The 25,369-nt window shown below is 60.2% G+C and carries 14 protein-coding genes; 4 read left to right on the top strand and 10 right to left on the bottom strand.

The features are described 5' to 3' along the window. Positions 1 to 34: 34 nt before the first annotated feature. The 4 genes from G5S37_RS01670 to G5S37_RS01655 all read right to left on the bottom strand — a co-directional run bounded on the left by G5S37_RS01670 (position 35) and on the right by G5S37_RS01655 (position 6,313). The gene (locus G5S37_RS01670; RefSeq protein WP_240914775.1) at positions 35 to 1,498 is read right to left on the bottom strand and encodes a Gfo/Idh/MocA family oxidoreductase; all 1,464 of its coding nucleotides are present in this window, start codon (positions 1,496 to 1,498) and stop codon (positions 35 to 37) included. 71 nt (positions 1,499 to 1,569) lie between these two features. Then, on the bottom strand, positions 1,570 to 2,970 hold the full coding sequence (locus tag G5S37_RS01665) for an aspartate aminotransferase family protein (RefSeq protein ID WP_165200114.1): 1,401 nt from the start codon (positions 2,968 to 2,970) through the stop codon (positions 1,570 to 1,572). 110 nt (positions 2,971 to 3,080) lie between these two features. Beyond that, complete coding sequence (locus tag G5S37_RS01660) at positions 3,081 to 5,927, bottom strand: M56 family metallopeptidase (RefSeq protein WP_165200112.1); 2,847 nt, start codon at positions 5,925 to 5,927, stop codon at positions 3,081 to 3,083. 2 nt (positions 5,928 to 5,929) lie between these two features. Continuing rightward, on the bottom strand, positions 5,930 to 6,313 hold the full coding sequence (locus G5S37_RS01655) for a BlaI/MecI/CopY family transcriptional regulator (protein WP_165200110.1): 384 nt from the start codon (positions 6,311 to 6,313) through the stop codon (positions 5,930 to 5,932). A gap of 148 nt (positions 6,314 to 6,461) precedes the next feature. Here G5S37_RS01655 and G5S37_RS01650 point away from each other — a divergent pair, with 148 nt between their 5' ends. Further along, on the top strand, positions 6,462 to 7,355 hold the full coding sequence (locus G5S37_RS01650) for an AraC family transcriptional regulator (protein WP_165200108.1): 894 nt from the start codon (positions 6,462 to 6,464) through the stop codon (positions 7,353 to 7,355). Positions 7,356 to 7,364: 9 nt separating this feature from the next. On the opposite strand, the gene G5S37_RS01645 is transcribed toward G5S37_RS01650, so the two are convergent. The 5 genes from G5S37_RS01645 to G5S37_RS01625 all read right to left on the bottom strand — a co-directional run bounded on the left by G5S37_RS01645 (position 7,365) and on the right by G5S37_RS01625 (position 19,196). Next, entirely contained in the window at positions 7,365 to 13,907 is a 6,543-nt protein-coding gene (locus G5S37_RS01645; RefSeq protein WP_165200106.1) for an autotransporter-associated beta strand repeat-containing protein, read from the bottom strand. Positions 13,908 to 14,136: 229 nt separating this feature from the next. After that, a complete protein-coding gene (locus G5S37_RS01640; protein WP_165200104.1) occupies positions 14,137 to 17,115 on the bottom strand; it encodes a hypothetical protein in 2,979 nt (992 codons plus the stop codon). After that, complete coding sequence (locus G5S37_RS01635; protein ID WP_165200102.1) at positions 17,112 to 18,044, bottom strand: type II secretion system protein; 933 nt, start codon at positions 18,042 to 18,044, stop codon at positions 17,112 to 17,114. The genes G5S37_RS01640 and G5S37_RS01635 overlap by 4 nt, the downstream gene beginning before the upstream one ends. Next, positions 18,022 to 18,492, bottom strand: coding sequence for a prepilin-type N-terminal cleavage/methylation domain-containing protein (locus G5S37_RS01630; RefSeq protein ID WP_165200100.1), 471 nt, complete (start codon positions 18,490 to 18,492; stop codon positions 18,022 to 18,024). Before G5S37_RS01630 ends, G5S37_RS01635 begins: the two co-directional genes overlap by 23 nt. 17 nt (positions 18,493 to 18,509) lie before the next feature. Then, on the bottom strand, positions 18,510 to 19,196 hold the full coding sequence (locus G5S37_RS01625; protein ID WP_165200098.1) for a prepilin-type N-terminal cleavage/methylation domain-containing protein: 687 nt from the start codon (positions 19,194 to 19,196) through the stop codon (positions 18,510 to 18,512). A 257-nt stretch (positions 19,197 to 19,453) separates the two neighbouring features. Here G5S37_RS01625 and G5S37_RS01620 point away from each other — a divergent pair, with 257 nt between their 5' ends. Together G5S37_RS01620 and G5S37_RS01615 are read left to right on the top strand one after the other, a co-directional pair. Further along, positions 19,454 to 20,035, top strand: coding sequence for a sigma-70 family RNA polymerase sigma factor (locus tag G5S37_RS01620; RefSeq protein WP_165200096.1), 582 nt, complete (start codon positions 19,454 to 19,456; stop codon positions 20,033 to 20,035). Next, positions 20,032 to 21,648: a LamG-like jellyroll fold domain-containing protein gene (locus tag G5S37_RS01615; RefSeq protein WP_165200094.1), complete on the top strand. Its 1,617-nt coding sequence runs from the start codon at positions 20,032 to 20,034 to the stop codon at positions 21,646 to 21,648. The genes G5S37_RS01620 and G5S37_RS01615 overlap by 4 nt, the downstream gene beginning before the upstream one ends. Before the next feature lie 21 nt (positions 21,649 to 21,669). On the opposite strand, the gene G5S37_RS01610 is transcribed toward G5S37_RS01615, so the two are convergent. Next, entirely contained in the window at positions 21,670 to 24,015 is a 2,346-nt protein-coding gene (locus tag G5S37_RS01610) for an aminotransferase class III-fold pyridoxal phosphate-dependent enzyme (RefSeq protein ID WP_165200092.1), read from the bottom strand. Between the two features lie 32 nt (positions 24,016 to 24,047). Between G5S37_RS01610 and G5S37_RS01605 the strand changes: the two genes are divergently transcribed. Further along, on the top strand, positions 24,048 to 25,196 hold the full coding sequence (locus G5S37_RS01605; RefSeq protein ID WP_165200090.1) for a substrate-binding domain-containing protein: 1,149 nt from the start codon (positions 24,048 to 24,050) through the stop codon (positions 25,194 to 25,196). Positions 25,197 to 25,369: the final 173 nt, after the last annotated feature.

Below are 25,369 nucleotides of genomic sequence, written 5' to 3'. Positions count from 1 at the left end.
TTTTCGGGCGGCCCCTCGCTTGTGAGGTTTGAGCTTAGGACTTCTGTGCTCCCGCCGCGGGTGCCGGAGCCGGAGCCGGGGCTGCTGGCACCACCACATCCGCCATGGCGTACTCGCGGTCACGATTCACACCGGGAAGCGGCACGGGATAGCGGCCGTTGGCGTCTTCGTGGATCGGAGCTGGGCCATCGAGGGTCAGCTTGTCCACGCCGGGGGCGAATTCATACGGGCAGTTCAGCATCTGATCATAGGTGATGATCTGGCCAGTGTGCGCCGCCATGCGGCCCATGCAGGTGACGAGGCTCGCCTTCACGCCGCGCTCCATTTCGTTGTAGGGCTTGTTGTTGCGGATGGCGTCGAGGAAGTCATCCCACTCCATCTGGTAGGGGTTCGGCTCGGTAGACGGTGCACGCCACACGGTGGAGGCGGCATCGCGTGTCTGGCCCTTGAAGATGGCGCTCTTCGCCGGGAGGTGACCTGCCGAGGAAACGATGGCCATGCCCTTCGAGCCATGCACCGTGGTGGAGAACTCATTGCGGCAGCCGGTGATGTTGCGGCCTTCAAAGAAGAACTTGCTGCCATCCTTCCAGGTGTATTCCACGGAGTAGTGGTCGAAGTTCTGGTCCACATAGTCGCCGCGATCCGTGCGGCCACCGCTGGCCTGGGCTTCCACCGGCCAGTCGTTCTTCATCCAGCAGGCTTCATCGATGTTGTGGATGAAGAAGTCGCTGTACGCGCCACCGCTCGCCCAGAGGAAGGAATGGAAGCGCTGGATCTGCCAGATGAGCTCGGGCGTTTCTTCCGGACGACGCTTGGAGAAGCAGGAGGCCACCGGGGCCTGCATGCGGTACGCGCGGGCCAGGATGAGGTCACCAATCGCGCCGTCCTGGATGCGATTGTAAAGATCTCCACGGACGCGGCAGTGGCGGCACATGAGACCCACGGCCACCTTGAGGCCCTTCTTCTTCGCCTCTTCATTCAGCTCCAGCATGCGCTTGGAGGTGGGACCGTCCACCGCCAGCGGCTTTTCCATGAAGATGTTCACGCCACGCTCAATGGCGTACTTGTAGTGCACCCAGCGGAAGGCAGGAGGCGTGGCGAAGACAGCGATATCGCCCGGCTTGAGCACGTCCACGGCCTTCTTGTAGGCATCGAACCCGATGAACTTCGCGTCCTCGGAAACGCTCATGCGGTCCGGGTGCTTCTTGCTCAGCGCATCGTGGCTGGCGTTCATGCGGTCCTGCTGCACGTCCGCCATGGCAACGAGACGGGTGGGGGCATTGCCCACGGAAAGCGCATTGCTCGCCGCACCGGATCCACGGCCGCCGCAGCCGATGAGCGCCACCTTCACCTCGTCATTCACCGAGGCGTGGACGTACGGGATGGTGATGCCGGACAGGACGGAGACGCCGGCGGCAGTCCGGGTCGTGGCTTTCAGAAAATCGCGACGGGAGGAAACGGGAGAGTCGGGTGGATTCATGGCGTTAGGGCGGGACATAACGCCCCCAGCACACCGGATTAATCACCGGAATGCAATACCCCAACGCCCAGATCCACCAGTGTCTCGACTCAGGCAGCCTGCAACACTTCCTCTGCGACCAGTTCGGAAATCGCTTGGGCGGTAGCTTCTTCCAGTACCGTGAGTCCTTCCTGCAACGCGTCTTTCGGGATGCTAAGGGGAGGTGCGATTTTCACCGTCTGTCCCCAGGCTCCGACTGGCGCGAAAAGGAGAAGCCCCCTCTGGTAGCACAGCTCAATGATGCGGTGGGCGAGGTCGTGATCGGGGTCTTTCGTGCCCGGCTTCACGGTCTGCATGCCAGCCACGAGTCCCTTGGCCGTAACGTGGCCGATGACCTCGGGATACTGCGCCTGGATTTTCTGCAGCCCTGCAAGGAGCACGGGCTCCAGCGCGGCGGCGTTTTCCGTCATCTTCTCGCGCAGAATCTTGCGGATGGCTGCCATGGCGGCTGCGCAGCAGACGGGATTACCCGTGTGCGTGCTGGTCATGGAGCCAGGAGGGAACTGGTCCATGATCTCCGCACGGCCAATCACCGCCGAGAGCGGCAGCGAGCTGCTGATGCCCTTGCCACAGCAGATGATGTCCGGCGTCAGGCCGTAGTGCTCAAACGCCCAGAACTTGCCCGTGCGACCGAAGCCAGCCTGCACTTCGTCAAAGGTGAGCACGATCTGGTGCTTCTTGCACCACGCAGCGAGCTGGCGCACGTACTCGGTCGGGGCGAAGTCGGGACCCACGCCCTGGTAGGTCTCCATCATGACGCCGGCGATGTTCTCCGGCTTGAGGCCACGCTGGTCAATCGCCTTGAGGAAACACTCGAAGCTCACGTCCGGCTGCCAGTAGCCATCCGGGAAGGGCACGGTGAAGATCGCGGGGTCTTCGTTCACGATCCAGTTCTTCTGTCCCGCCATGCCGCCCGCCTGCTGGGATCCCAGCGTACGACCATGGAAACCACGCTCGAAGCCAATGATGCCTATCTTCCCGCGTCCGCCGACCTTGATGCCGTGGGAGCGCGAGAGCTTGATGGCGCACTCCGTGGCCTCCGAACCGGTGGTTAGGAGGAAGACCTTCTTCAGGTCCGCCGGGGCGAGCGAGATGAGGAGTTCGGTGAGTTCGGCGCGCTCTTCGCTGGGGAAAACGTAGTTGTGCAGCAGGCCGCTCTGGACCTGGGCGATGATGGCCTCGCGCACTTCTTTCACGCCGTGGCCGGCATTCGTCACCAGCACGCCGCTGCTCCAGTCGAGCCACTTGTTGCCGTGGCGGTCATAGACATAGTAGTCCTCGGCCTTGTCCCAGACGATGGGCGGCATGCCACGCATGGAGATGGGCTCAAGGGAACGCAGCTTCTCCAGTACCGGCACGGAATCCGGATGCGGCAGCGCGGTTTGAATGCGACGATGCTTCGTCTCCACGTGAGGAACGGAGACGGGGGTAATGCTGTACTCTTTGCCCATGTAAGCAGGCTAACTCCTACATGAGGAAGCCGCTACTCTGCGGGCAATGCCTTGTGATACAATTGTGATTTGGGCAGTTTGAAATGCCCCTTCGGAGAGCAGCAGCATTGCTACTTTTCTCCAGTCTCAATCGTAGTGGGATGTTCGATGATTTGAAAAGGTTTTGCCCGTTCAACTGCCCTTCTCTCGGGTAACATGGCGGTTTCCACTTGTTTACGCTTCTCTTCCCAAGCTTGCAGGTCGCCTCGCACGCGAGCTAGATCTGCTTTTATTTCATCCAGCTTTTGTTGGGCTGCATTTTCCCGGGTTGCTCGCGCGAACTTTTCCATGAGTTCTTTCACCTCAGTTTCTTTCTCATAGAGTCTATCAACTACACGGCTGCGAGCCCCACTATTCAGCTGGTCCCGAATTCTTTCCTGGCGGAACGCCGCCATTTCATCCAGGAGGCAATCCAGAAAGAGCCTGGCATAGGCGGTACTTCCAGTCGCGGAAGCGAAGACTTCCACCTGAGTCGTGTCCCGCACCCTCTCAGCTGTCAAGACCACCGGCGCTGTCTCCACGTCAGGGTTCCAGATCTTCATGCGCTCCTCAGCCCGTTTGCGCAACTGTGGGCTCTTGAGAAATTCGATTTGTAGTCCCACGAAGTCTGTAGTGGTTTGTTCCTCGGTCTGATTTGGATTGGGTGGCCTATAATCGGTGCCCACGTCAATACGTGCCCGGCTGGTCCCCTTTCCATGTGAAGCGCCCGCCGTCTTGGAATCTGAAACAGGCGGGACTGGGTCAGAAGCGTTTGTCTTCCCCTCCAATCCCTCTCTCGGCTTCACCCGATGGCCTGAGGGATCGATCATCTGCGTTGTCACAAAGAGCAGCATGGGATGCACCTTCCCCAGCACGGCGGCTTCGCTCTTCAAGGACGGATCCATGAGGAATGGCGCGATGTGAGCCTCCCCGGCAAAAGCCACCGTCTGCCCATCCCAGATGGTCACCGAAGTGGTCGCCTTGTGAGTGCTGAAGGTGGGCTGTTTGACCTTCGCGCCATCTGCGAGAGCATGATCCACCCACCCTGTGAACGTTCGCAACTGCGGTGTCATCGCAAGATCAATCGTGTACCCATCCGGCCCAATCACTGGCTCCATTTCCATTACGAAACCGAGGGGCTGCATTTCGAAGGCCTTCGGCGTGTACTCGACTTTCCCTCCCGACTTCTCTGAAGGCTTCTTGTCATACTCGGTGGGATAGATGAACTCCCGTATCGTTTCCAGGGTGGCCCTCTGCCCACTACGCGTGGTGACGGAAGGCATCTGGATGACCGCCTGCACCTCAGACGAGAGATTCTTGAAGGGAACATCCGCCCCTCCGCTGGAAGGAACACTGGATGATGATTTATCCTTGCCCGCCAGCGTTCTCCAGATGACTGCAAACTGGGGATTGGTGAAGACACCCGACACAGCAAACGGTGACGGTGAAGGATGCTGCACCATCACAGGCTTCTCATCTCCCGTGGTCGACTCCACTTTGATGGCCTGGTTCGGCTCAGTGAAGGAAATGCCGAGTAATTCCGGCTTACTCCCCTCCTTGAAGACCACCAGCTGACAGGTGACGTAAACCTGCCGGATCGGGTTCGCCGCATTTACCTCCACAAGCGCCTTGATGATGTCGTGGTTGGCCGCGGTGTTCCTCACGATCATCTGCGACGTGCTCGCCACAAAGACTGCGCTCGCTCCCTCGGGAAAGGGCACGCCGACATTCGTCAGTATCTGGACTGCTGTGAGTTTCTTCCCTGAGCCCTTCTCCGTCGATGGTTGCGAATTCTGCTCCTGCGCCCACTGGAGAAAGTCCGGGGGGACCTTGTAGGTACGCGTGTACAGTTCCGCTGCCGCTTGCGAAGTCTCAGTCTTTACGGGGGGATCTCCGATGGTCGTTGCACTGCCTGGCTCAGCCGCGGCAAGGGCAATGGCGGCCGTGCCGCTCATCACCACGAGAAATGCCAGCCACCCTGCGAGCCGCGACGTCTTCCCCAGACGTGCAATATCGACGATGCGCTGTTTCACCAGATCTGCGCTACCCAGAATACCTGCCATCAGACGGGGTGACAGCATTCGCGGCACCCGTGCGCCGAGAGCCAGCAGGGTTTCACCATAAGCATGTGCAGCATTTCCAGAGGCGCCAATCACTTCGGCATCACACGCGGCCTCGCGGTCAGCTCGGAACTTTCGCGATGCCAGCCAGAGAAGTGGATTGAACCAATGCAGCGCCACCATGATGGCCGAGAGCCAATGCAGCCACAGATCCCCACGGCGAATGTGACCCAGCTCATGCAGCAGCACATGACGCAGTGATTCACGCTGCATGGAGTCCGCGAGGCCGGGCGGCATCAGCACGACAGGACGCCACAAACCTGCGACGGCTGGATTGTCCACGGCTCTGGTGACAATCAATCCCGGAGCACGCCTGAGACCCGACGTGCGTACACAGTCGCGAAACTCTTCCGCCAGGCGCTGGCTCACCGTTCCCTTCTCGCGATGGATGCGCTTCCACAAGCTCGCATAGGCCACGAACCAGAAGCCGAAGATGGCAATGCTCCCTGCTCCCCAGCCAATCGCCAGCTTCTCCCGCAACGTGAGCGTTGTGCCGGGAGCTTGCGGCGCAGGCATCGGATGGTTGGATAGCAACTGGGGTTCACCGCGTACCACCACGGGCGTATTCACTGGAGCTAGCGCCTCACGGACCGTTGCTGGAATCACCTCAGGAGACACACTCCGACCAACCACACTGGGAAGCCGTGGACTCAGGCAGAGCAAGGCCACGGGCAGCCAGAGCCAGCCACGGGCGACTGGCGCGATGTATCGCCCCAGGGTCCCGCGGATGGTCAGAACCAGGATCACCCCCACGGCACCAAGCAGGGAGGCATGCAGGGCGAAATCGAACGCCACGGTGAGCTTATGGAGAGCAGGCATGTTCATGACTTAGACTTCACGTTTTCGTCGAGCAGCTTTTTCAGTTCCTTCACCTCTTCTGGAGTGAGCTTCGCGTTGGAGGCAAAGTGGGCCAGCAGCGTCTTCTCTGCGCCTCGGAAGACACGCTGCAGGAAGGTTTTGCTCTCGGCCCGCACCACGGCATCCCGCCTCACTGCGGGGGCAAACTCACGCACGCCGGCATCGTTATCCTTCGCCTTGAGAGCGCCTTTCTCGACAAGCCGGGCCAGCAAGGTGCGGATCGTATTCGGCGCCCAACCGGTGGATTCCCGGAGCGCGGCGATGACCTCGGCGGCTGTCTGAGGGGACTTTTCCCACAGCAGTTCCATGACCGTCCATTCTGAATTTGAAACAGCAGGCAGAGACATGGGACCGATGATGCTACAGTTGTAGTGCACCAGTCAACTACAATTGTAGTGCATTTTTCACTGCCTTATGGCTCCCGGATTTTGTGCACGCGGAAAAAACAAGGCCATTGCCCTCCGCCGGGAAACTGATACTTTTGTATTTCTCACCATGAGACACACCACCAAGGCACGGCCAGTGCTCGAGAACACTCCACAGCGCGAGTGGGAGTCCTTCCATTGCGAAGTTGTCCAGGGCAGCGGCTACGGCGCGCAATGGCACTTTCATCCGGAACACCAGCTCACGCTCGTTCTCAAGAGCCGTGGCCACCGCGTCGTGGGCGACAGCATCGCACCCCTTATCGGAGGCGATCTCGTGCTGGTGGGCGGGAATGTGCCTCACGTCTGGCATCAGGATGACATGGAGAAACCTCTGGCGACGGATGCGGTCCACGCCATCGTCACCCGTTTCCGCGATGACTTCCTGGGAGAAGAATTCATGCGCAAGCCGGAGATGGAACCGGTGCGCGCGCTTTTGAAGCGTGCCAATCGTGGACTGCAAGTCGGCGGCAGCACGCGGGTGAAAATCGCCCAGCGCATGCAGAGCATGGCAAAGGCCGCAGGCCTGCCGAAGGTCATTGAGTTGCTCCACATCCTGCAGGACCTTTCCCAGTCACGCGATCTGAAGCCACTCGCGAGTGCTGGATTCCGGCCCGAACTCCACGAGACGGACCAGGGTCGCATGGGCCGCGTGTTCGGCTACATCCATGAGCATCTCACGGAGCCCATCTCCCGCGAGGCCGTGGCCGCCAAGGCGAGCCTGAGCGCCGGTGCCTTCAGCCGCTTCTTTAAAACACGCACGGGCAAAACCCTGCCACAGTACGTGAATGAACTCCGTGTGGGCCGCGCCTGCTCGCGCCTCGCCGAAACGGATGACAAGGTGGCAGACATCGCGCTGGACTGTGGCTTTGAAAATCTCGCGAATTTCAACCGCCAGTTCCAGCGCCTCATGGGTGCCTCTCCACGTGCGTACCGGCAGCAGTTCCGCCGCAGCGCGCTTGGTTGATACAGGCACTCACGCCACAGCCTGTTCCCGTGACCGACGACGGCGCATGATCAGCGCCATCCCACCGGCCAGCAGCAGAAGCGCGCGGCTCGGCTCAGGCACGACGCCCGCGACAGAGATGGTGCCATCGATATAGAGTTTCGAAGTATCCCAGGTCAGGCCCGTATTTAGGGTAGGCAGCAGGATATCATCAAAAGTGCCAGAGTTATGCACGGCTGCGGTAACCATGGACCAGTCGATGAGCTGCCACGTGGCTCCCAGTCCCCAAGTCAGCGAGGTATTCGTGGTATCGACGATCGCCAGAATGCCATCCACCACCACCGAAGTTTCGCTGGTGAGGCGAAGCACGTCATTGTCTGAGGCGGGGTTCGTGCCTGAGCCGTTGTTGGTGTTTCCGAACAAATCGAGCTGTACCGTGCCACCCAGAGTAATCACGCCGCCAGCACTGGTCTGCAGACTCAGGGCCGAGGCCACTCCGCCACTGCCGGTGGATACGGTGTGTGTATTTCCCACCATCAATGTTGCGCCACTGCCCACCGTGATGTTCCGCGTGCCGGTGGAGGCCGTGACAGTACCCGTGCCACCAAGCTTCGCACCCGACTGCACCACCACCTCCCCTGTGCCCGTGGCAGATCCCGTCGTATTGTTTGCCAGGAAGGTTCCTGCGGCAATGGTCGTGCCCATGCCGTAGGTGTTCGCTCCCGTGACCTCGAGAGTACCGGCACCGATCTTTTCAAGTGCACCATTGGCGCCACTGAGGGCACCCGAGAGGCGCGCATCCACGTCGTTGAGATTCACACCATTGCCGACATCAACCGTCCGGGTGCGAGTACCAAGGTTGATGCTGTTGGCGAAGTCCAGCATGGCGTTGGACGTGCTGGAGCCCAACATGAGGACGTAGTTCCCGTCTGTTCCATCAGAGGACGCCATGAAATTACCAGCGCCCCAGGTCAGGGCAGTCGGGGAAGCCCCGCCGATGCTCACCAGGCGATTGGCACTGAAGGCGCTGAATCCCCCATTGCCAATCATCACCAACCCGGAACCCATGGTGCGGTCAAAGTCGCCTGTATTTGCTCCGTTCAGGTCCGCGCCGATCTCGAAGATGCCATCGCCGAGAATGCGCATCAGGCCGCCGGTGTGCGTCATGTTCTGGGTGAAGCGCAGGGTGCCTCCAGCGGCATACACATCACCGGGAAGCTCCGCCCGGTTGTAAATCGTGAGACCGGATCCGAAGTTCACGAGTGCCTGGCCATTCATGCTCACGCCGAGGGTGAAGGTTCCCGTGCCGTGATTGGCCACGAACAGGGAGTTCAGCACGGCGTTGGCATGTGTGCCGGTAATGCTCGCGTCATTGGCACCCGTAACCAGGATGGCGTGGCCATTCCCGGATCCAGATGTAAGCATGGTGCTGCCGCCAATGTTGAGGTCGATGCTTTCCCCCGCGGTGAAGGTCGAACCTGTGTCAATCTGGAGCGTGGAGAATTGGAAGGCCGTGCCCGTCTTGGTCAGGTCCGCGGACATGATGTAGTTTGTCGTCACGGAATTGGACGCGGCCACCAATGCCGTCGCGCCGGTGTACCGCACGATTTCATTGCTGGCATTCTGCGTGGCAAAGCCCACGCCGGTAGCATCCTTCACGAGTACCATGCCACGATAGCCGTTAGCACCGCCTGCGCTGGTTCCAGCCATGAGGATGCCGTTCTTGATGGCAAAGCTGGTGCCATCTGCCGTGCCGAACGCCGTGGTCGTTTTGAGCACACCACCTGCAGACACGTCCACAAAAATCCCCGAGGTGCCTCCGCCTGAGTTCCACGCGCCTGTCGTGACTGTGGTACCCGTCCCACCATTGTTTGAGATCACAATGCGATTGGCACTGATGGCCAGGGTGGAGAGGGTGCCGATCGTTTCATCGGTGGTGCCGGTTCCATTCCCCTTGAAGGAGATGGTGCCATTGCGCAGCGCGAAGTTCTGGCCGTTCAACACGTCAGCCCCTGCGGAGTAGTCGAACTCCAATGTCCCATTGTAAATGGTGATGGCTCCCGTGGAGGTGTTGGCTCCCGAGAATGTCTGGGTGCCCCGGCCGATTTTGGTAATCGCCACCACACCCAGGGCCGCACCTCCGGAGTTGTCGAGGATCTGGCCCGCGTAGCTGCCGTTACTTCCGTCTGCGCCAATGGTGAGCACTCGTGCGGTGGTGTTGGTCGCATTGTTGAAGATGCGGCCCTGCACCGCGCCGGAGGAGCCGTTGAGCCCGTTGATGGTTTCTGCCGAGTTGTTGAGGTCCAGCGATCCTGCAGTCGTGGCCCCGCCGTTCACGTAGACATCCCCCTTGCTCGCACCGTCCGGAATCGCATTCCCTCCGCTGAGGAGCACGGTGCCGCCGTTGATGATGGTGTCGCCCAGATATGTATTGTTGCCGGAAAGGATCAGCGAGCCGTTGTTCACCGTTAGATTTCCACGGAAGGAGTTCGGCCCGCTGAGGGTCAGAGTTCCCGTGCCGTTCTTCACGACAAAGAGATTTCCTGTGAGGGTTCCAGCGAATGTCGAGGAGGAGTCCTGATTGATGGTGAGCGTGCTTGCCGTGACCGTGTTTGTATTGGTGACAAAAGCATTCGTGGCAGATGCTCCGGTACCCTGAAGCACAGCGATGGCCTGGTTGAACCCGTTCAGATCCACCGTGGACACTTCCGAGGGAATGGTCGTGGGCGAATGCACGTCCAACACCGTCACCGTGGGCAGCGTATTGTGCGCACCCAGTTTGAGCGTGCCGCGAATGATCTGGGTGCTGGCCGTGAGACCATCACCGTAGTTGTTGGCCCCACTGAGAACTACCGTCCCATTCGTGTTATCCGCACCGATCTGAAGGGCAAAGTTATTCGCCCCGTCGGAAATCACCCCGGTCACGAGCAGGGTGCCACCTGCCTGTGTGCCGATGCGGCTGACTGCATTGTTGAGTATGATATCTCCTGCCCAGGTCGCGGTGCCTCCGGCAACCACTTGCAGCGCGCCGCGATTTACCCCCGGTGAATCTGGGGAAGCGACGGAACGACCGCTGCCACTGATGGTCAGCGTCTCTCCCGTGACGGTGACGCCGTTGGCAAGTTCCAAATGGGCCCCGGCACTCACGGTCGTTCCCGTCGAGGTTGTCCCCAGGGCATTGGCAGAAGTCACTCTCAGAATACCGGCACTTACTGTGGTAGTACCACCGTAGGTATTGGTCCCACCGAGCACCAGCACGCCGTTCCCCGTTTTCGTCAGCGATCCCACGTTGGGAGAGCCCGTCGTGGGAGAGCCGTTCGAATTCACCGTGCGATTTGTGATGGTGCCGTTCACCGTAAATACCTTATCGGTGATCACTTCGATGCTCCCGGTCGCAGCGCCACCACCACTGTTGCCGATACCGATGCTGCGATTCACATCGAGTGCAAAGCTCTCCTCAATGCGAAGCCGTCCGGAGCCTGCCAGGATGATGGAGTCCACCACCGGCGAAGTAGGCGCGAGGCCCAGGTTCCGATCCTGGGAGATGGCGATCGCACCGCCGCCAGCGGACAACGTTCTGCCTGTGAACGTGTTCACGCCCGTGAGGCGAAGGGTGCCGGTGGCGTTATTGAAAAACACATGACTGGCCAGGGTATTGTTTCCGCTGTTGTTGGCGATGACTCCGCTCACCAAAGTTGTGCCGCCCCCAAAGAACTCCCCAACAAAGCTGGAAGTTTCCGAGTTGGAAAGATAGACATTCCCCGCGAGCTCAAAGACAGCGCCACCCGTCATGGCATTGGTGATGTCATTGCCATCCGCTCCAAAGGTAAATGAGCCGGTGACAGTCAGTGAATTCGTGCCCGACACGGTGGAATTGGCAGCAAGCACCACGTTGTTCGCCACCGACCGTGAGCCACCCGCCGCCTGGAGAGTGCCTCCGTTCAGCACCACGGTGCTGGTGCCAAACGCACTGTTATGACCAGCGGCAAGAACCCCCTGGGTAAGAGTGGTGGCGCCGCCATAGGTATTCGCTCCCGAAAGGATCAACGTGCCTGCGCCAGTCTTGATCATCCCCGCAGTTCCGGTGCTGTTGCTGATGATGCCCGAGATGGTGGCGGCATTGGCAGCAGCCGAGGTGGTGGTGATAGTGCGCACCGCTCCATTCAGATCGAGGCCGTTCTTGAACTCGATCGCGTTGTCGGCATTTGCGTCATTCAATACCAGGACCGTGGGGTTGAAGAAGGCGGAGCCCCATTGCAGCGTGCCAGACGCACCCCCAAGATTGATGGTGGCCGCATTTCCCACGGCAGTGAACCCCACGGCCGGGCCGCTCAACTGGATCTCACCGGCGCCAGCGCCGAGCGCCCTGGTGAATTCCGCCACAGAGCCCGGGGCGAAGACCCCACCCACGACGTTGAGATTGCTGCCGCTGGAAAGTCCCACTCCTTCCACGGCGCGGAGCACTCCTGCAGAGACATATGTCTGCCCCGTATAAGTATTCGCGCCAATGAGAGAGAGAATCCCCAGGCCCGCCTTGGTCAGGCCCGTGGCGCCTCCGTTGTTCTCAATGTTCGATCCAATGGTGAACATTCCGGCCACACCCAGGTTGTTCTGGAATACAACCAGTTCACCGTTCAGCGAGCCACGAAGAACACCTCCGGTGAGCGTGGACGCATTCGCACCGACCTGATCCGTCACCAGGATCATCCCACTATCAATGGTGTGTGTGCCAGTCAGGGTTACGGTAAATGCACCTGCGGTGTTGTATCGCAGGCTGTTGATGGAAGTGGCGGCATAGGGCGCGGGGTTGGTGCCTGTCACATCCATGTTCGCACCTGTAAACCAATCTGTGGTGCCTGTGGGCACATAGGTCGCGGCCGTGAGCGTTCCCGCCTGGGCTGCGATAAAGTCCCTGCCATTGAGCGTTGCGCCTACCAGGATTGCATTTGCTCCACCTGACACGCTGCTACCTCCACCAGCGGTGGGGGCATTGGTGAAGGCGATCGTGAGTCCCGTATTGTTGAAATTCACCGTGCCACGCGCCTGACGGACGTAGCCGCCGCCACCCGCACCTGTAAAGGTGAGTGTGTTCGTCCCGGTCGTGCCATTGGCATTGATGGTACTGGCGCCCTGCGCAATGGTCAGGCTGGCAAGCGTCTGGCTGTGGGAGTTTCCATCCGTGGTGACAGCGTGGGTGAATGTGCTTCCCCCGAGAGTGAGGGTCGCTGCGCTGTTGATGCGGTCGATGACGCCGCTGTTCGTAGCTGCGGTGGCACTGCCGTTCAGAAGAGAGGAGCCTCCGGTGAGCATGAGTGCGGTCGTGTTGGAGAGCCTGCCATTCGCACCATCCAGAATCATGCCGCCCTGCTGCACGGTCGTGGTGCCATTAAACGTGTTCAACGAGGAGAGGGTCAAGGTGCCCGCGCCCGTCTTCACGATGGAGGCGGTGGTAGCCGCACCATTCCCCAGTCCGACGTTGATGGTGAGATTCGCGCCGGTGTTGAAGGTCCTGCTCACGACTGCCGCGCTGCTGCTCAACTCCACTCCCACGGCACCTGTCGTGCCCCCTATTGTATCAAGATTGATGCGAGAGGCGGACGCTCCCAGCGTGGTCACGTCCCCATTCAGGATCAACCTGCTGCCCTGGGCGCCCGCGCCTCCCTGCCGCAGGTTCAGCGTACTGCCATCCAGAGAAAGACCCCCGCTTCCCACGGTCAAGGTACTGCGCACCGTGGTGGAGTTGCCATAGAGAGTGAAGCTGTTTGCCGTCCCCACGGTGCCGCCGGCGACGGCGTTCATCCCGGTGATGCGCAGTTCGTTCACGGACACCTGGGCACCGCTGTTCCCTACGAAGATGGCGGTGGAGGCACCTCCAGTGAAGCTCGCGACACCGGTAACAACCAGGCCCGTGGTACCTGTGCCGGAGTTCACGGTTCCACCCACCACGGTGAGGCTGCCAATCGTTTCGTTGAGGTTGGCTACTCCCGTATTGACCCCATCACCATTGAAGACACTCCCTGAACCAGACACCGTGACTGCGGAGGAATCAGCAACCTGGTTGTTCGCACCAAAGCGCAACTTACCACCACCTGTGATATTCAGATTTCCAGTGATGGCGTTCTGTCCCGCGGTTTTGCTCAGGAGAAGGACTCCATTGCTGACGGTAGCCGTGCCGCCGTAAGTGTTGGCGTTGGCGCCTCCCAAGGTCAGCGTGCCCGCACCTGCTTTTGTGAGACCCGCGCTTCCGTTGATAACGGACGTGATGCTGGCACTGGCATTTGCAGTGATGAGCCCGTCCACGATGGTCAGCACATTGCCCGTGATGGTATACGTGCCGCTTCCCGGCGGATCAAACGTGAGCGATTTCGCGGAAATAGGGCCCAGCAGAGTTACTGTTCCCGCGGCTCCCGTGCCCCCGCCGAATACCGCGTCATTGCCATCCGCCCAAACCACATCCGGCGTGGCCGTTGTTTGATTCAACCAGTTGCCGCTGCCGACCTGCCAGTTGCCTCCACCATCCTGCACACCAGCGGTCCCCACACCGGTGTCCCATTGCAGAATGTCAGCTCGCAAACAGCTGGCGGTGATTGCACCGGCGACGAGGACCAAATAAAAAATGGAGCGTGCAAGTCTTCTAGAAATGAGGAAGCGCATGGGCGGCGAAAGAAGGGAGAGAAGAAGTGTCAAAGTTTGTCCTGAATGACCTGAAACAGCACGTGCCTGGCGGGAAGACGTATGGCTGGTAGCCCGGAATAAAACGCCACCGTCACCGGATGAGACCGGCGACTATTGCCGTTGCTTACTAGGGATTGAGATGCTGGAATCCGGCCTTTCGGAAATAGATGTCCGTGATGTTCGGGTTCGTGTTGCGGTCATACCGTTCGATCAAGGTTTGCTGCCTTTGTTCGGCGGTGACCAGCAACTCTCCATTGCGAGTCTGCTTCAGGGACTGGCCGATGGTATACACGTTGAACACACTGCCGCGTGCGCAGATGAGATTGGCAATGCCGCGCACCACGGCCTCGCTCTCCTCTCCCTTGTCGGCGACTCCTTCTATCTCCACGACTTCGCCAGGGGAGTCATAAGTGCTCGCATGGCCGTAGACCTTGCCCTGGGCAAGAGACAGCGTGCGAAAGTAAATGTTGCGAGCGATGGCCTCCGCTTCTTCCACCTTGAGCAGGGTGCCACTCCCATCCTTGGGAACTCCCGCCAGGAGCGCTACCAGAGGCATTCTCCGCTCCAGGGGTGTCGCGAATAACTCAGGATTCCCAAAAGGCTGGGTCTGCGCATTCATGTTGATGCGGCCAGCCGTGGTCGTGTCGTGAGGCGAGAAAATTCCCTTCGCCAGCGCAGGCACCTCCACCGGGACAGTGAAAAGATCCATGAATGCCCAGTCCGGCACGACATTGGAATCTCGATAGCGGTTTGGCTGCAGACGAAGAGTTCTCCACGGAATCCCACCGGTGGCAGCAGCGGGGGTTCCAGCGCCGCCAGTACGGCTCTTGCCCTCCAATCCCGTCTGGATGAGACCCAGCTCACCGGGTGAATAAACCACACCGGCGGGATTTTTGGTGTGCCCTCTGGGATAGGGCATACGCAAGCTGGCACTCGAGATCTTCCCGTTAATGTCAAGGTCCTGCTCGGGTTGGTCCGTCGGAACGGAAGAGCCCTGGCCGACCTTGTTATTGTTATTTTTCAATCTGCCACCTGCATTGACGATTCCGCCTGCGAGTGTGTTCGTTCCCGATTGAAGCTTCCAATCTTGAGCGACCGCATTGACTCGAGGATCGTCCGATTCAATGGAACTCAGATTCGAGGGAATGGTCTCCAGTGCCTCGGCAGACACGTTGGTCTGGGCGACAAAGTTCAGAGTGATCGCCTTGTCATTTCCCACGTCACCCAGCGGAGCAATGTCGAGTCGGATCGCGTTGTTCGCATTGGTTGGAGAATCACCCATTGCAAGAGCATGGCGCATGGGGAAGGTCGTGGTTGTGCCGCTCCTGTAAAACTCCATCACGATGGTGCGGTAATCACCTGGATTCATCACGGATCCCCCCCCGAGGATCATCGTGGGGACAGTCGTTCCGGCGGCGGTGGGCGCATTCGTAATTTTGAACCACTTGCTCTTCCCGTTCTGCTCGTAGGCATTCGTGGTCGCGGTCGCACTGGCATAAAGCTGATCCGAGAAGTGCTGATAGAGATACATCTGCTTTCCAGTCTCAGGTGCGAGCAGATCGATGGAATCGATCCCGTAATTTTCAGGCAGGTATATTTCGATATAATACCGCACGCGGTAACGCCCGCTCGTGGCAGTATTGGAGCGCCAGATTGCCATTTCGGTGATGTGCGGGCCGCGAGGATTCCCTTTGTAGGTGTCATCCTTTCCCGTGTGATCACCGGTGGTCACCAGATAATAGAAAGGTGCACTGTCAGTTCCAGTGTTGAAAACCCGGATGGGCTCCACCAGTGTCTTGGAAGACTCCGCGGAGCGCACGTATTCCACGATTCCCAGGGCGAGCTGGGCCAGCCGGCTGGAGTTGTTGTTGAAATACTTGCTCTGCAGGGAGATGCGCGCGGTACCGGCCGGTGTTTTGTCCACCATGGGCCAATCCTCCCTCTTGAGATAGGTGACCAGCTTTTTGATCACATCGTTGAACTTGGTACGGTCAATGACTTCAGCGGAAGTGGCCGTGTTGTAGGGAGAGGTCGGTTTGCGCACGTAGCCGGGATCGTCTCCCAACGTCGTATCCGTTCCGGGATTCTTGAGGATGTCCAGGAAGGGCCTTCCCTTGGCGTGCTTCTTCTGGGTGGTGAGCACGATGCGCGGTTCATTGAAGAAGGTGGTATCCGGATCGTGATTGTAGTGCGTCACCTCAAACTTGGCGGCGTTGAAAACCGAAGTGAACTCCGCCCCCAGCGCGCGCACCTCGCGTGGAGAATTGAAGAAGCGGCCCGGCTTCTCGGGGTTGTCTAGGTCAGTATACAAATGGTTGGGCGTAATCGTGCCGTGCAGGACATCCGCCATCTGGGCGGTCATTCCTTTCAGGCTGGCCACATTCACACTGGTGGGATGGCTCGCAGAGAAAGTATTAACCACCAGCCCTGCCGGAGCCGAGCCTGCGGGATTGCGCTTCCAGGCCGTATTGAGATTGATCTTGCTGGACTCATCATCCGTCCAGTAGGCAAAGCGACCCACCAGCGGATTGCTTGCCCTGGTCAGGTCCGGGGACTCCGCATAGTCCAGCGTGCCATCGGCGCGCACATAGATCCACCGAACCGGAAGCTTCACCACCGGACTGGCAGGATTCGCCGGGTCCTGCGGCTGATCGGTGATGAGATGGGTCGGTGGATTCTGATCCGCAAAAGTCTGGATATTGAGGTCGGCCGGGCGCAGGACGATGGGCTTGAACCCAGGATCCAGCAGACTGGGAGATGGAAGACCGGAGTGGAGATTCACCTGTTTGCCAAGGCGCGTGAGCTGCGGTGGATTGCCATCAGAATCGGGCACAATCAGGGCACCGGGTTTGCTAGCCCAGGTCCTTGCGGGGTCAGCCGTTTCCTTCCGCAAAACCCCGGTCACGATATCTACTCCCATGCGGGCGAAGAGCTGCGCCCGAGCCCGCTCTTGATGCGCGGAGGAAGACGCCGTCTCGTAGCGCACGAGATCCGCCAGGCCCAAAACCATGATGGTGATCATCGCCAGGATAATGACGGTCATGATCAGGGCGGCACCCGAGGTGCTCATGCTGCCGCGAACGAAGTAGGGAAGGGAGATCTTCATGGTCCGTTCTCGAGGTAAACACGGAGTGTATGTGCCGTGGCGCCCTGAATGATGGGCTTGAAAGAAGCACTGGATTGCAGGCTCTTGACGCAACTGTCTGCATCGTCCGAATCCCGCACCACCCGCATCAGGGCGTCCTGCATGGGTGGGGTGATCCTGGATGCGGAACGGCTGTCCAAAAGCACGATGGAAACCTCCACACTGGTGGGCAGCACGGGTGCCTTGTAGGTCACCACGGCACTGCTGCCATCCCGACCAGTATAGTCCTGTCTGGAGCTGAATCCGCCGCCAGTGACATTCGTCACCACGTTTCCCTTCACATCAAGGCACTTCGCCCAGAAGCCGATGACATTCTCCGCGAAGAGTCCACGATAGCCGCTCACCCGTGTGCCGGGTGCCGCAGCATCCAGCACTGCGGAGTCGATCCAGCTATCCACGTGACCTGGCAGATAGATGCGATGATTGGGGTCGCCGGGATTGAGGAACACCCTGCAGAGAGCAGCACGTGGATAGGGACCCGAGCCATCCCACCGTACCAGGTAGCCCAGCACGGCCATGTCTCCCATGGCGGTGGCAGTTCCCACGGGAGCCTGCCAGAAAAGAGCGCTGGGATTCCGATCCTGTGGCTCCACGGTCGGAGGATTCAAGACAAACTGCAGATTCGGTACTGTCCGCGGCGTGCCTGAGTTTACGGGAAGAGCCGCGCCACGTAGATCCCTGGCAATAAAATCCACAAGTGCACGACCGTTCTGCCGACGCTCGGCGCGCCCCTGGCTGTCCGTCCAGGTTTTGGCCACGACATTGGACACCTGCGCCAGGAATACCAGCAAGAGACCCAAGACAGCGGTGGAGACAAGCAGCTCAACCAGGGTGAAGCCGCTGCAGATACCGCTTGGGGAGGTCTTGCTAGTTGTTCGCCAAGGTTGCATGAACGACACGTCGGTTGAGCCTGGACCTGCTGCCCACAGGCCATGTGAACTCCATGGTTACCAGGCTGCAATTAGGCCCGGGATTCGCGATCGTGCCTTCGGGCCCCGCTCCTGCTGAGACGGGTATCGCCCCAAAGCTTACCCGGCAATCGTACTGCGCTTCGGCCGGGTTCTGCACAAGCTGGCCATTTTCGGAAAACAAAAAATTCCTCGCAGGAGGTGAGGACTGCGGATTCTGATAGGGCTCCGACTGGAGCTGGCCCAACACCTGGGTCGACAGGGATGAAATGACCGAATTGATCCCGCTGCCCCGATCCACATTTAACAATCCCGGCAACAAACCCACGACCGCCATCAACGCCACGCCAGCCACTGCGATGGCAATGGCTACCTCCGGGAGGGAAAATCCCGGGCGGCTTCGCTCGCTGGCTGGCGGACGGTAGTTCATGGCATCACATCATCAGGTTAAGGACGCTCCACTTTCGTTTTCCCCGTGGCGCCCAGCAGTGCCACCCGGTAGTAGTTGGCGGGGCCACCGGCGGCATTGCGGCGGTTGTAAGTCACCTGGCCTCCGTCGACCGTGCCCTGCACGACCTGCAGGACAGCTGCGTCATTGGGATTCAACAAACCACCGCCCGGCAGGAAAATGCGCGCGGCGAACGTCCCGTTGCCCAGGCTCGACCCGTTGTACTTCACGGGAGCAGAAGCCTGGCCGTTGTTGAACGGAAACGGTTGGGGCGAGTGTGTCAGGAAGGAGGCATTGTCCTGGCTCGCATCCAGATCCACCACGATGCCATCTGGCAGCATTTCCCATTCGCGGGTCTGCACCCATGGTCCACCGGGAGGGCACTCCGCGATGGTGAAGGCGCGTCCATCTCCCTCTTGACCGGTTCTGGTGACGAGAATGACTGCCGTCATCACGTTTCCCGTCATGGCACGCTGCCTGGCGGCCTCCATGATTTGCGTGACCTTCCCCCCGCTGTTCGTGAGGCTCATGGCCTGAATGGCACCGGTGAGACCCGTGGAGGCCACCGCGATGAGAAGGCCGATGATGGTGATCACCACCATCATCTCCACCAAGGTGAAACCTGTGCGATACGAACGTGCGTGGGCCCGTCCGCCATGCGACTTGTGTTCTGAGAGAGGCATCATTTTGAAGCGTGGGTTTTTGATTGCCTGCACACCACGCAGGCTTTTCCTGGGGGTAAGGGATGTCCCGAGAAGACGGTCCCTTGTGTGTACATTGTCTTGCTTCGTTACGTTCAGCACATCACCCCTGATTTTTTTTGACAAAGATGAAATCCTATTCGGTTTCGCGGACCTTGTTGGGGTGCGTAACGGATATCTTTAGGCGAAGGTGCTGTTCCGCCGGGTAGGAAACAATCTATTCATGTCCCCTTCATTTCCCCGTGTCCCCCGCTGACGAAGAATCACGCCTCATCCGTGCCGCCCAGAACGGAGACATCAGTGCCTTTGCGACGCTGGTGCAGCGGCACCACGCTGGCGTGCGCGCATGCCTGGCTGTTCGCCTGTCGAACTCTCACGATGCCGAGGATCTGGCGCAGGAGGCATTCGTGACCGCGTTTCGGAAGCTGTCGGATTGTGACCCGGACCGTCCCATGGGTCCCTGGCTGCGCGGAATCGCGATGAACCTGCTGGCCAACCATCGGCGCAAGTTCCGCGCCCTTCCCATCGGGTTGAACGAGGAACTACAGACGCTCATCGACAGCGGCCTGCCCTCACATCTGCCTGCCGAGCGCGAGAGTGCCGCTCTCGAAGCGCTGCGTGACTGTCTGGAACACCTGGAGGGGCCTTCACGCCTGCTTCTGCAGGCACGATACTCGGAAGGAATGTCCCTCGACGAACTTGCTCAACGATTGCAAAGGAAAACATCTGCTGTATCCATGCAACTGCACCGCCTGCGTGTTGTCATCGGTGACTGCGTAGAGGCCACTCTGCGTGGAACTCCCCCGACCACAACTCCCTCATGAACACGATGCAATGGCAGACTCTCGCGGCCCGCGCTGCGGAAGGCACCCTGTCCGTGGAGGAAGGGGTGCAACTGCTTGCCCTTTGCCGTGAGAGCGAAGAAGCCCGCGTGGCTCTGATGCGCGTGTTGACAGTGGAGCGTCTCCTGCCGCTGGCGCTGAGCGATCCCAGCGGCCAGTTCGCCGCTCGTGAGGTAGCCATGCGCCTGAAGCAGCCGGACACAGTCTCCATCCAGGCAGCCTGGCGCTCCGCGGAGAAAGCTCGACGCTGGCTCTGGCAGAAACATCTGCGCTGGGTGGCCGCTGCTGCCGCTGTCGTGTTGATGCTGGCTGGTGGTGCCTGGTGGCTGGACCATGTTCACACTCCGGCGGCGACTCTCTCACGCTCAGAAGGTATTCTCTGGTCAGGCGAGTCTTCCTCGCTGAAGACCTCTGACCTGGCAAAAAACACGCGCCTGCGTGCGGAGGCGGGTCTGGTGGAACTGGCCTTCGGCAGCGGCGCCCGCATGGTGCTGGAGGGCCCCTTCGACGTGGAACTGAAGGATGAGATGCACGCCTATCTGCACCAGGGCCGGCTTTCCGTGCGCTGCCCGCCCTCGGCCCATGGGTTCTCCGTGGAGACCACCGAAGGCTCCGCGGTGGACCGTGGCACGGAATTCTGTGTGCACATGATCCAGGGCGCGGCCATGGAAGTGCACGTGCTCGCCGGCGTGGTGGATGTCACTGCAAGGCAGGTGGGCACTACCACCAAGCTCTTCGACAATGAAGGCCTGCGTGTGCATGGTGCTTCCGTCGAACGTATCGACGCGGATGCGAACACCTTTGTAACAGCCATGCCGGTCTCTGCGGGCCGTGTGCCCGGTTACATTCACTGGAGCTTCGATGACATCAGCGGCGGCATCGCCCCCAACAAAGGCAAGGAACTCGGGGTGGACGGCCAGGCGCGGCTGGATCTACTCGCCTATCCGGACAAAGCACCGACAGCGGGCAAAGGGCCGCAGTCCATCGAGGGTGTGTCCGGCAAAGCGCTGTCGTTCGATGGCAAAGGGGTGTACGCCGAATCGCCCTTCCCCGGCATTGGTGGGAATGCCTCCCGCACCGTGGCGCTGTGGGTACGCGTGCCCAAGGAACTGAACAAGGATTCCTGGACCGGTCACGGCATCATCTCCTGGGGCTCGCTCACCGGCGCCACCGCATGGCAGCTCTCGGCCAATACCATCTCCACCGAAGGACCTGTAGGACGCCTGCGCCTCGGCACGTATGACAACGGCCGCATCATCGGCACCACTGATCTGCGAGACAACCAGTGGCACCACATTGCGGTGGTGATGTATGGCGGCTCCCGCGCGACCATCGCCACCAACGTGATGCTCTATGTGGACGGCAAACCGGAGATCGTCACACGCGAGACACGCACGGAGATCAACACCGACGTACTCAACGCCGGCCACGGTGTGTGGCTGGGTCGCAATGTGGCCTTCCCTGACCCCGTACGCAAAGGCGACCCGGGCCCCCGATTCTTCAAGGGCGACCTTGATGAAGTGTTCGTCTTCGATGCGGCGCTGTCGCATCAAGAGGTCAATACGCTGATGCGCACGCATCAAGCTCCTCAGTAGAGGAGCGAAAACGAGAAGGTCTCAAGCAAGACGCGTGAATCCTTGCGCGGGCGCCACACGACCTGCCTCGGTGAGGAGGCGGCCCGAGTCATGCAGCGCGGAGAGTTCAGCCAGCACTTCATCCAATGCCTCAATCATGGCGGCGACGTGCGTCTCGTCGTGCGCATGCATCACATAGAGCTGGCTGGACATCAGGAAACCGCGCGCGAGCATCTTGCGAATCATCAGCGCCTTGGCGGGAAGTGACGCCTCACCCAAGGCAAAGGTCAGGGAGGGAGCGCAGGGGCGGTTGCCAATGGTGAGCTTCAGCGAGGGGTGCCTCGCACGAAGGTCGCTCAACAGGGTGTGCAACTTCTCACCCAGAGATTCCACATAGGGCTGTGTGCCGGTGCGCAGCATCTTGCGAATGCAAGCAAGCGCAGCCGCGGGGCCAATGCCATCTGTCCAGTAGCTGCTGGAGATGAAACTGGTATTGGCAGCGTCCATGACAGCGCCACGACCAACCACGGCGCCACAGGGGATGCCATTGCTCGTGGCCTTGGCATAGACCGCAAGGTCAGGTTCGATGCCAAGCTTCGCGCTGCCTCCCGGCATGCCAAAGCGCCAACCAGCGGTCACCTCGTCCACCACAAACACCGCGCCTGCAGCACGGCATTTTGCGGCGACCTTTTCTACAAAACCATCGCGCGGCAGTTCAGAACGGAAAGGCTCCATGACCACGGCGGCGAGACGCCCATCCAGTTGAGCCATGGCGGATTCAAACGCGCCGAGGTCATTGTACTTGAAGGGAACCGAGGTGCCCGCGAGTTCACGTGGCACGCCGTGCGGCTCGAGTCCGGGAATCAGATGGCCGTCCAGTGCGGAATTGCTGGCGAGATTGGCGGCCAGATACCAGTCGCTCCAGCCGTGATAACCGCAAAACGCCACGCCACTGCGTCCGGTGGCAGCACGCGCGATACGCACCGCAAGGGACAGCGCCTCCCCACCGCCACGTGCGTAGCGCACGCGCTGTGCCCACGGATGAAGCTCCAGGAGCACGTCCGCCAGTTCAACTTCATCCGGTGGATTGAGCGTGCAATAGGTGCCGAGATTCACCCGCCGATGCACGGCGGCATTCACCTCAGGATCACTGTGGCCAAGAAGGATGGCTCCCACACCGCCGGTGAAGTCGGTGAGTCTGCGGCCATTCAAATCCCAGATGTAGGGCCCGGAGCACCGCGAGAAATACGCAGGCCAGCTGATGGGATCGAAGCTCTCCGCCCTTTTCGACATCAAGCCGGTGCCACAGGAAATCTTCTCGCGAGCTTCCTGCCACTTCTGTGGGCCGGTGATCGCCGCAGGCGCCGAAGACTGGGGCAGATGCGGAGCGAGCAGTCGCAGTGCGTTATCCCGGAAGATGTCTTGAATATCTCCAGCCGACATGCCGGTATCTTCACAGGCTTCTCTCAAGCACAGCAGCGACTCGATGCCAACCAGTGTGTAGTGACCGAACACCGTCAGGTCCTTGGACGCGGCATCATCCGCATAGACCCAGGTGAAGCCATCTCCCTGTGTGAAGCAGGCGCCGCGCAGTTCGCTCACCATGTAGTCACTGCCCCAAAGGACGCGCTGTGGCCCCAACACTTCCAGCGCCGCGCGAAACGCGCCCGTCTGCGTCACAGCGGAGGTATCCACCACCACATTGTCCAGATCCACGATGGCCCGCAGTCCCTCGCGTGCGTGGCGATAGTTGAAGGAACGCGCCACATGCGCCAGCACCAGTCGACACTTGGGATAGCGGCGGCACAAGCGGCGGAGCGTTTCAATGTTGTGTGGATCCGTGATGCCATCATCCCTCATGATGTGCAGCATCAGCACACCCTCAAACTCATCGCAGAGCTGCCACATCCACTCCGGGGTGAATGACTCAATGGTCGCCTGACGGGTGTCTTCCACGTTCGCATAGAGCCGGTAGCACTTGATGCCAACGAAAACACCGCCTTCGAGCAGACGACGCACCGCTGCGGGATCGTCATCCGGCGCGGCAAGGACGAGGGCGCGGCTGTTACTGCTCTTCACCACTGGGGCAACCTGCTCCTGCATCCATGCATTCTCTCCATCACGGTCATTCCCCACAGAGGGATAACCAAAGAACAACCCCTCCACCTGTCGCCACGGCAGCCAGCGAGCGCAGGCTTCGTTAAAATCGGTCAGCCCATAACCACGATTCTCATCCAGAAACACCGGGCGCTTGCCTTCGGCGAAATGACGGGTGTGGAACAGGTGCGTGTGGATGTCATAGACCTTTTCAGGCACAAACCCCTCCACCGCACGCGTGAGCAGTCTGCGATCGGCATCGGTAAGTGCGGTGACAAGCTTCCAAGACATGGGACGATTGGAAAAACGCGAAGGGTGACAGTATGAACTTGCCCGGCAGTGCGGCCAATCGCATGCTCTTGGTCACATCACCTGACCAGATGTCACACCAGCGCAGCACAGATCCCCTGCCCCTGCCAAGGCGCATCACCCTGGTGGCGCAGACGGTGAACAGCTTGTGCAATGGCATCCGGACGGGACGATGGAAGACACACCTGCCCGGCGAGCGGGACCTCTGCGCCGCACTGCAAGTCAGCCGCCCGACCATCCGCGCCGCACTGAAGGAACTACAGATCAAAGGATGGATCGAAGTGGCCGAGCGTCGGAGGCGCGTGATCAAAAAGAAAGCCGGACGCAGCTCGCTCAAGACAGGAGAACGCGTCGTGGGAGCCATTGCCTTTGCTCCATTGAGGACCATGCCTCCAGCTTCTCTGCTGGTGATCGACATCCTGCGGGAGCAACTGGCGCACAACCGCTGGAGAATGGAACTCGTCGTAGACCCAGCCTGCTACTCGAAGACGCCCGCGAAAGCGCTGGAGAAGCTCATGCGCAAAGTTCCCGCGTCTGCATGGCTGCTCATGAGCTCCAGTGCGCCCATGCAGAAGTGGTTCCTCAAGACCTCCATCCCCTGTCTGGTGCTTGGCACCTGCCCTGAGGAGATCCCTCTTCCGTCCATCGATGCCGACTACCGGGCCGTCTGCCGCCACGCGGGAACACTTCTACTCCGCAGAGGTCATCGTCACCTCGCGATGGTGCTTCCCGTGAGCAGTACCGGAGGAGACCTCGACAGCGAACGCGGCATGCGGGAGTCCATGGAGGGACATGACGGTGCCACGCTCACGATACTGCGTCACCGGAACAAAGCCCACCTGTGCACCCTGCTCGACGAGGCACTCAAGTCCCGCCCCCGACCTACTGCCTACCTGGTGGCTCGCGCGGTACATGCACTCACGGTCACCATGCATCTCATGCGTCGTGGTATCCGCCTGCCACAGGATGCCGTGGTACTCTCCCGCGACGATGAAAGTTTCCTCTGGCACGCCAGCCCCTCCTTGGCTCGCTACACGGTGGATGCGGAACAATTCGCGCGACGCGCTGCCAAAGCCATGCGGGAACTCGCAGAGACCGGCACGCTGGCATCACGTGTCATCCGCACGATGCCCCGGCTTATCGAAGACGAGACGCTTGGTTGAATGAACCAAGGCTGGAGTGCCAAACCGGGCGAAGGATCTGCCGCTGGCACTTCGTTGTTGTGGCGTTGTTAACCCGCCACGCTCTATGCGAACCGACTGGAAACACATCAGGCACCTTCACTGGCTGTCACCTCTCGTGCTGCTGCCCTGCATCCTTCACGCCGCAGATGCGC

It is taken from the genome of Roseimicrobium sp. ORNL1, assembly GCF_011044495.1.
Classification (GTDB): domain Bacteria; phylum Verrucomicrobiota; class Verrucomicrobiia; order Verrucomicrobiales; family Verrucomicrobiaceae; genus Roseimicrobium.
The sequence above is the reverse complement of the archived record's forward strand: the minus strand, read 5'-3'. Positions and strand labels throughout refer to the sequence as shown.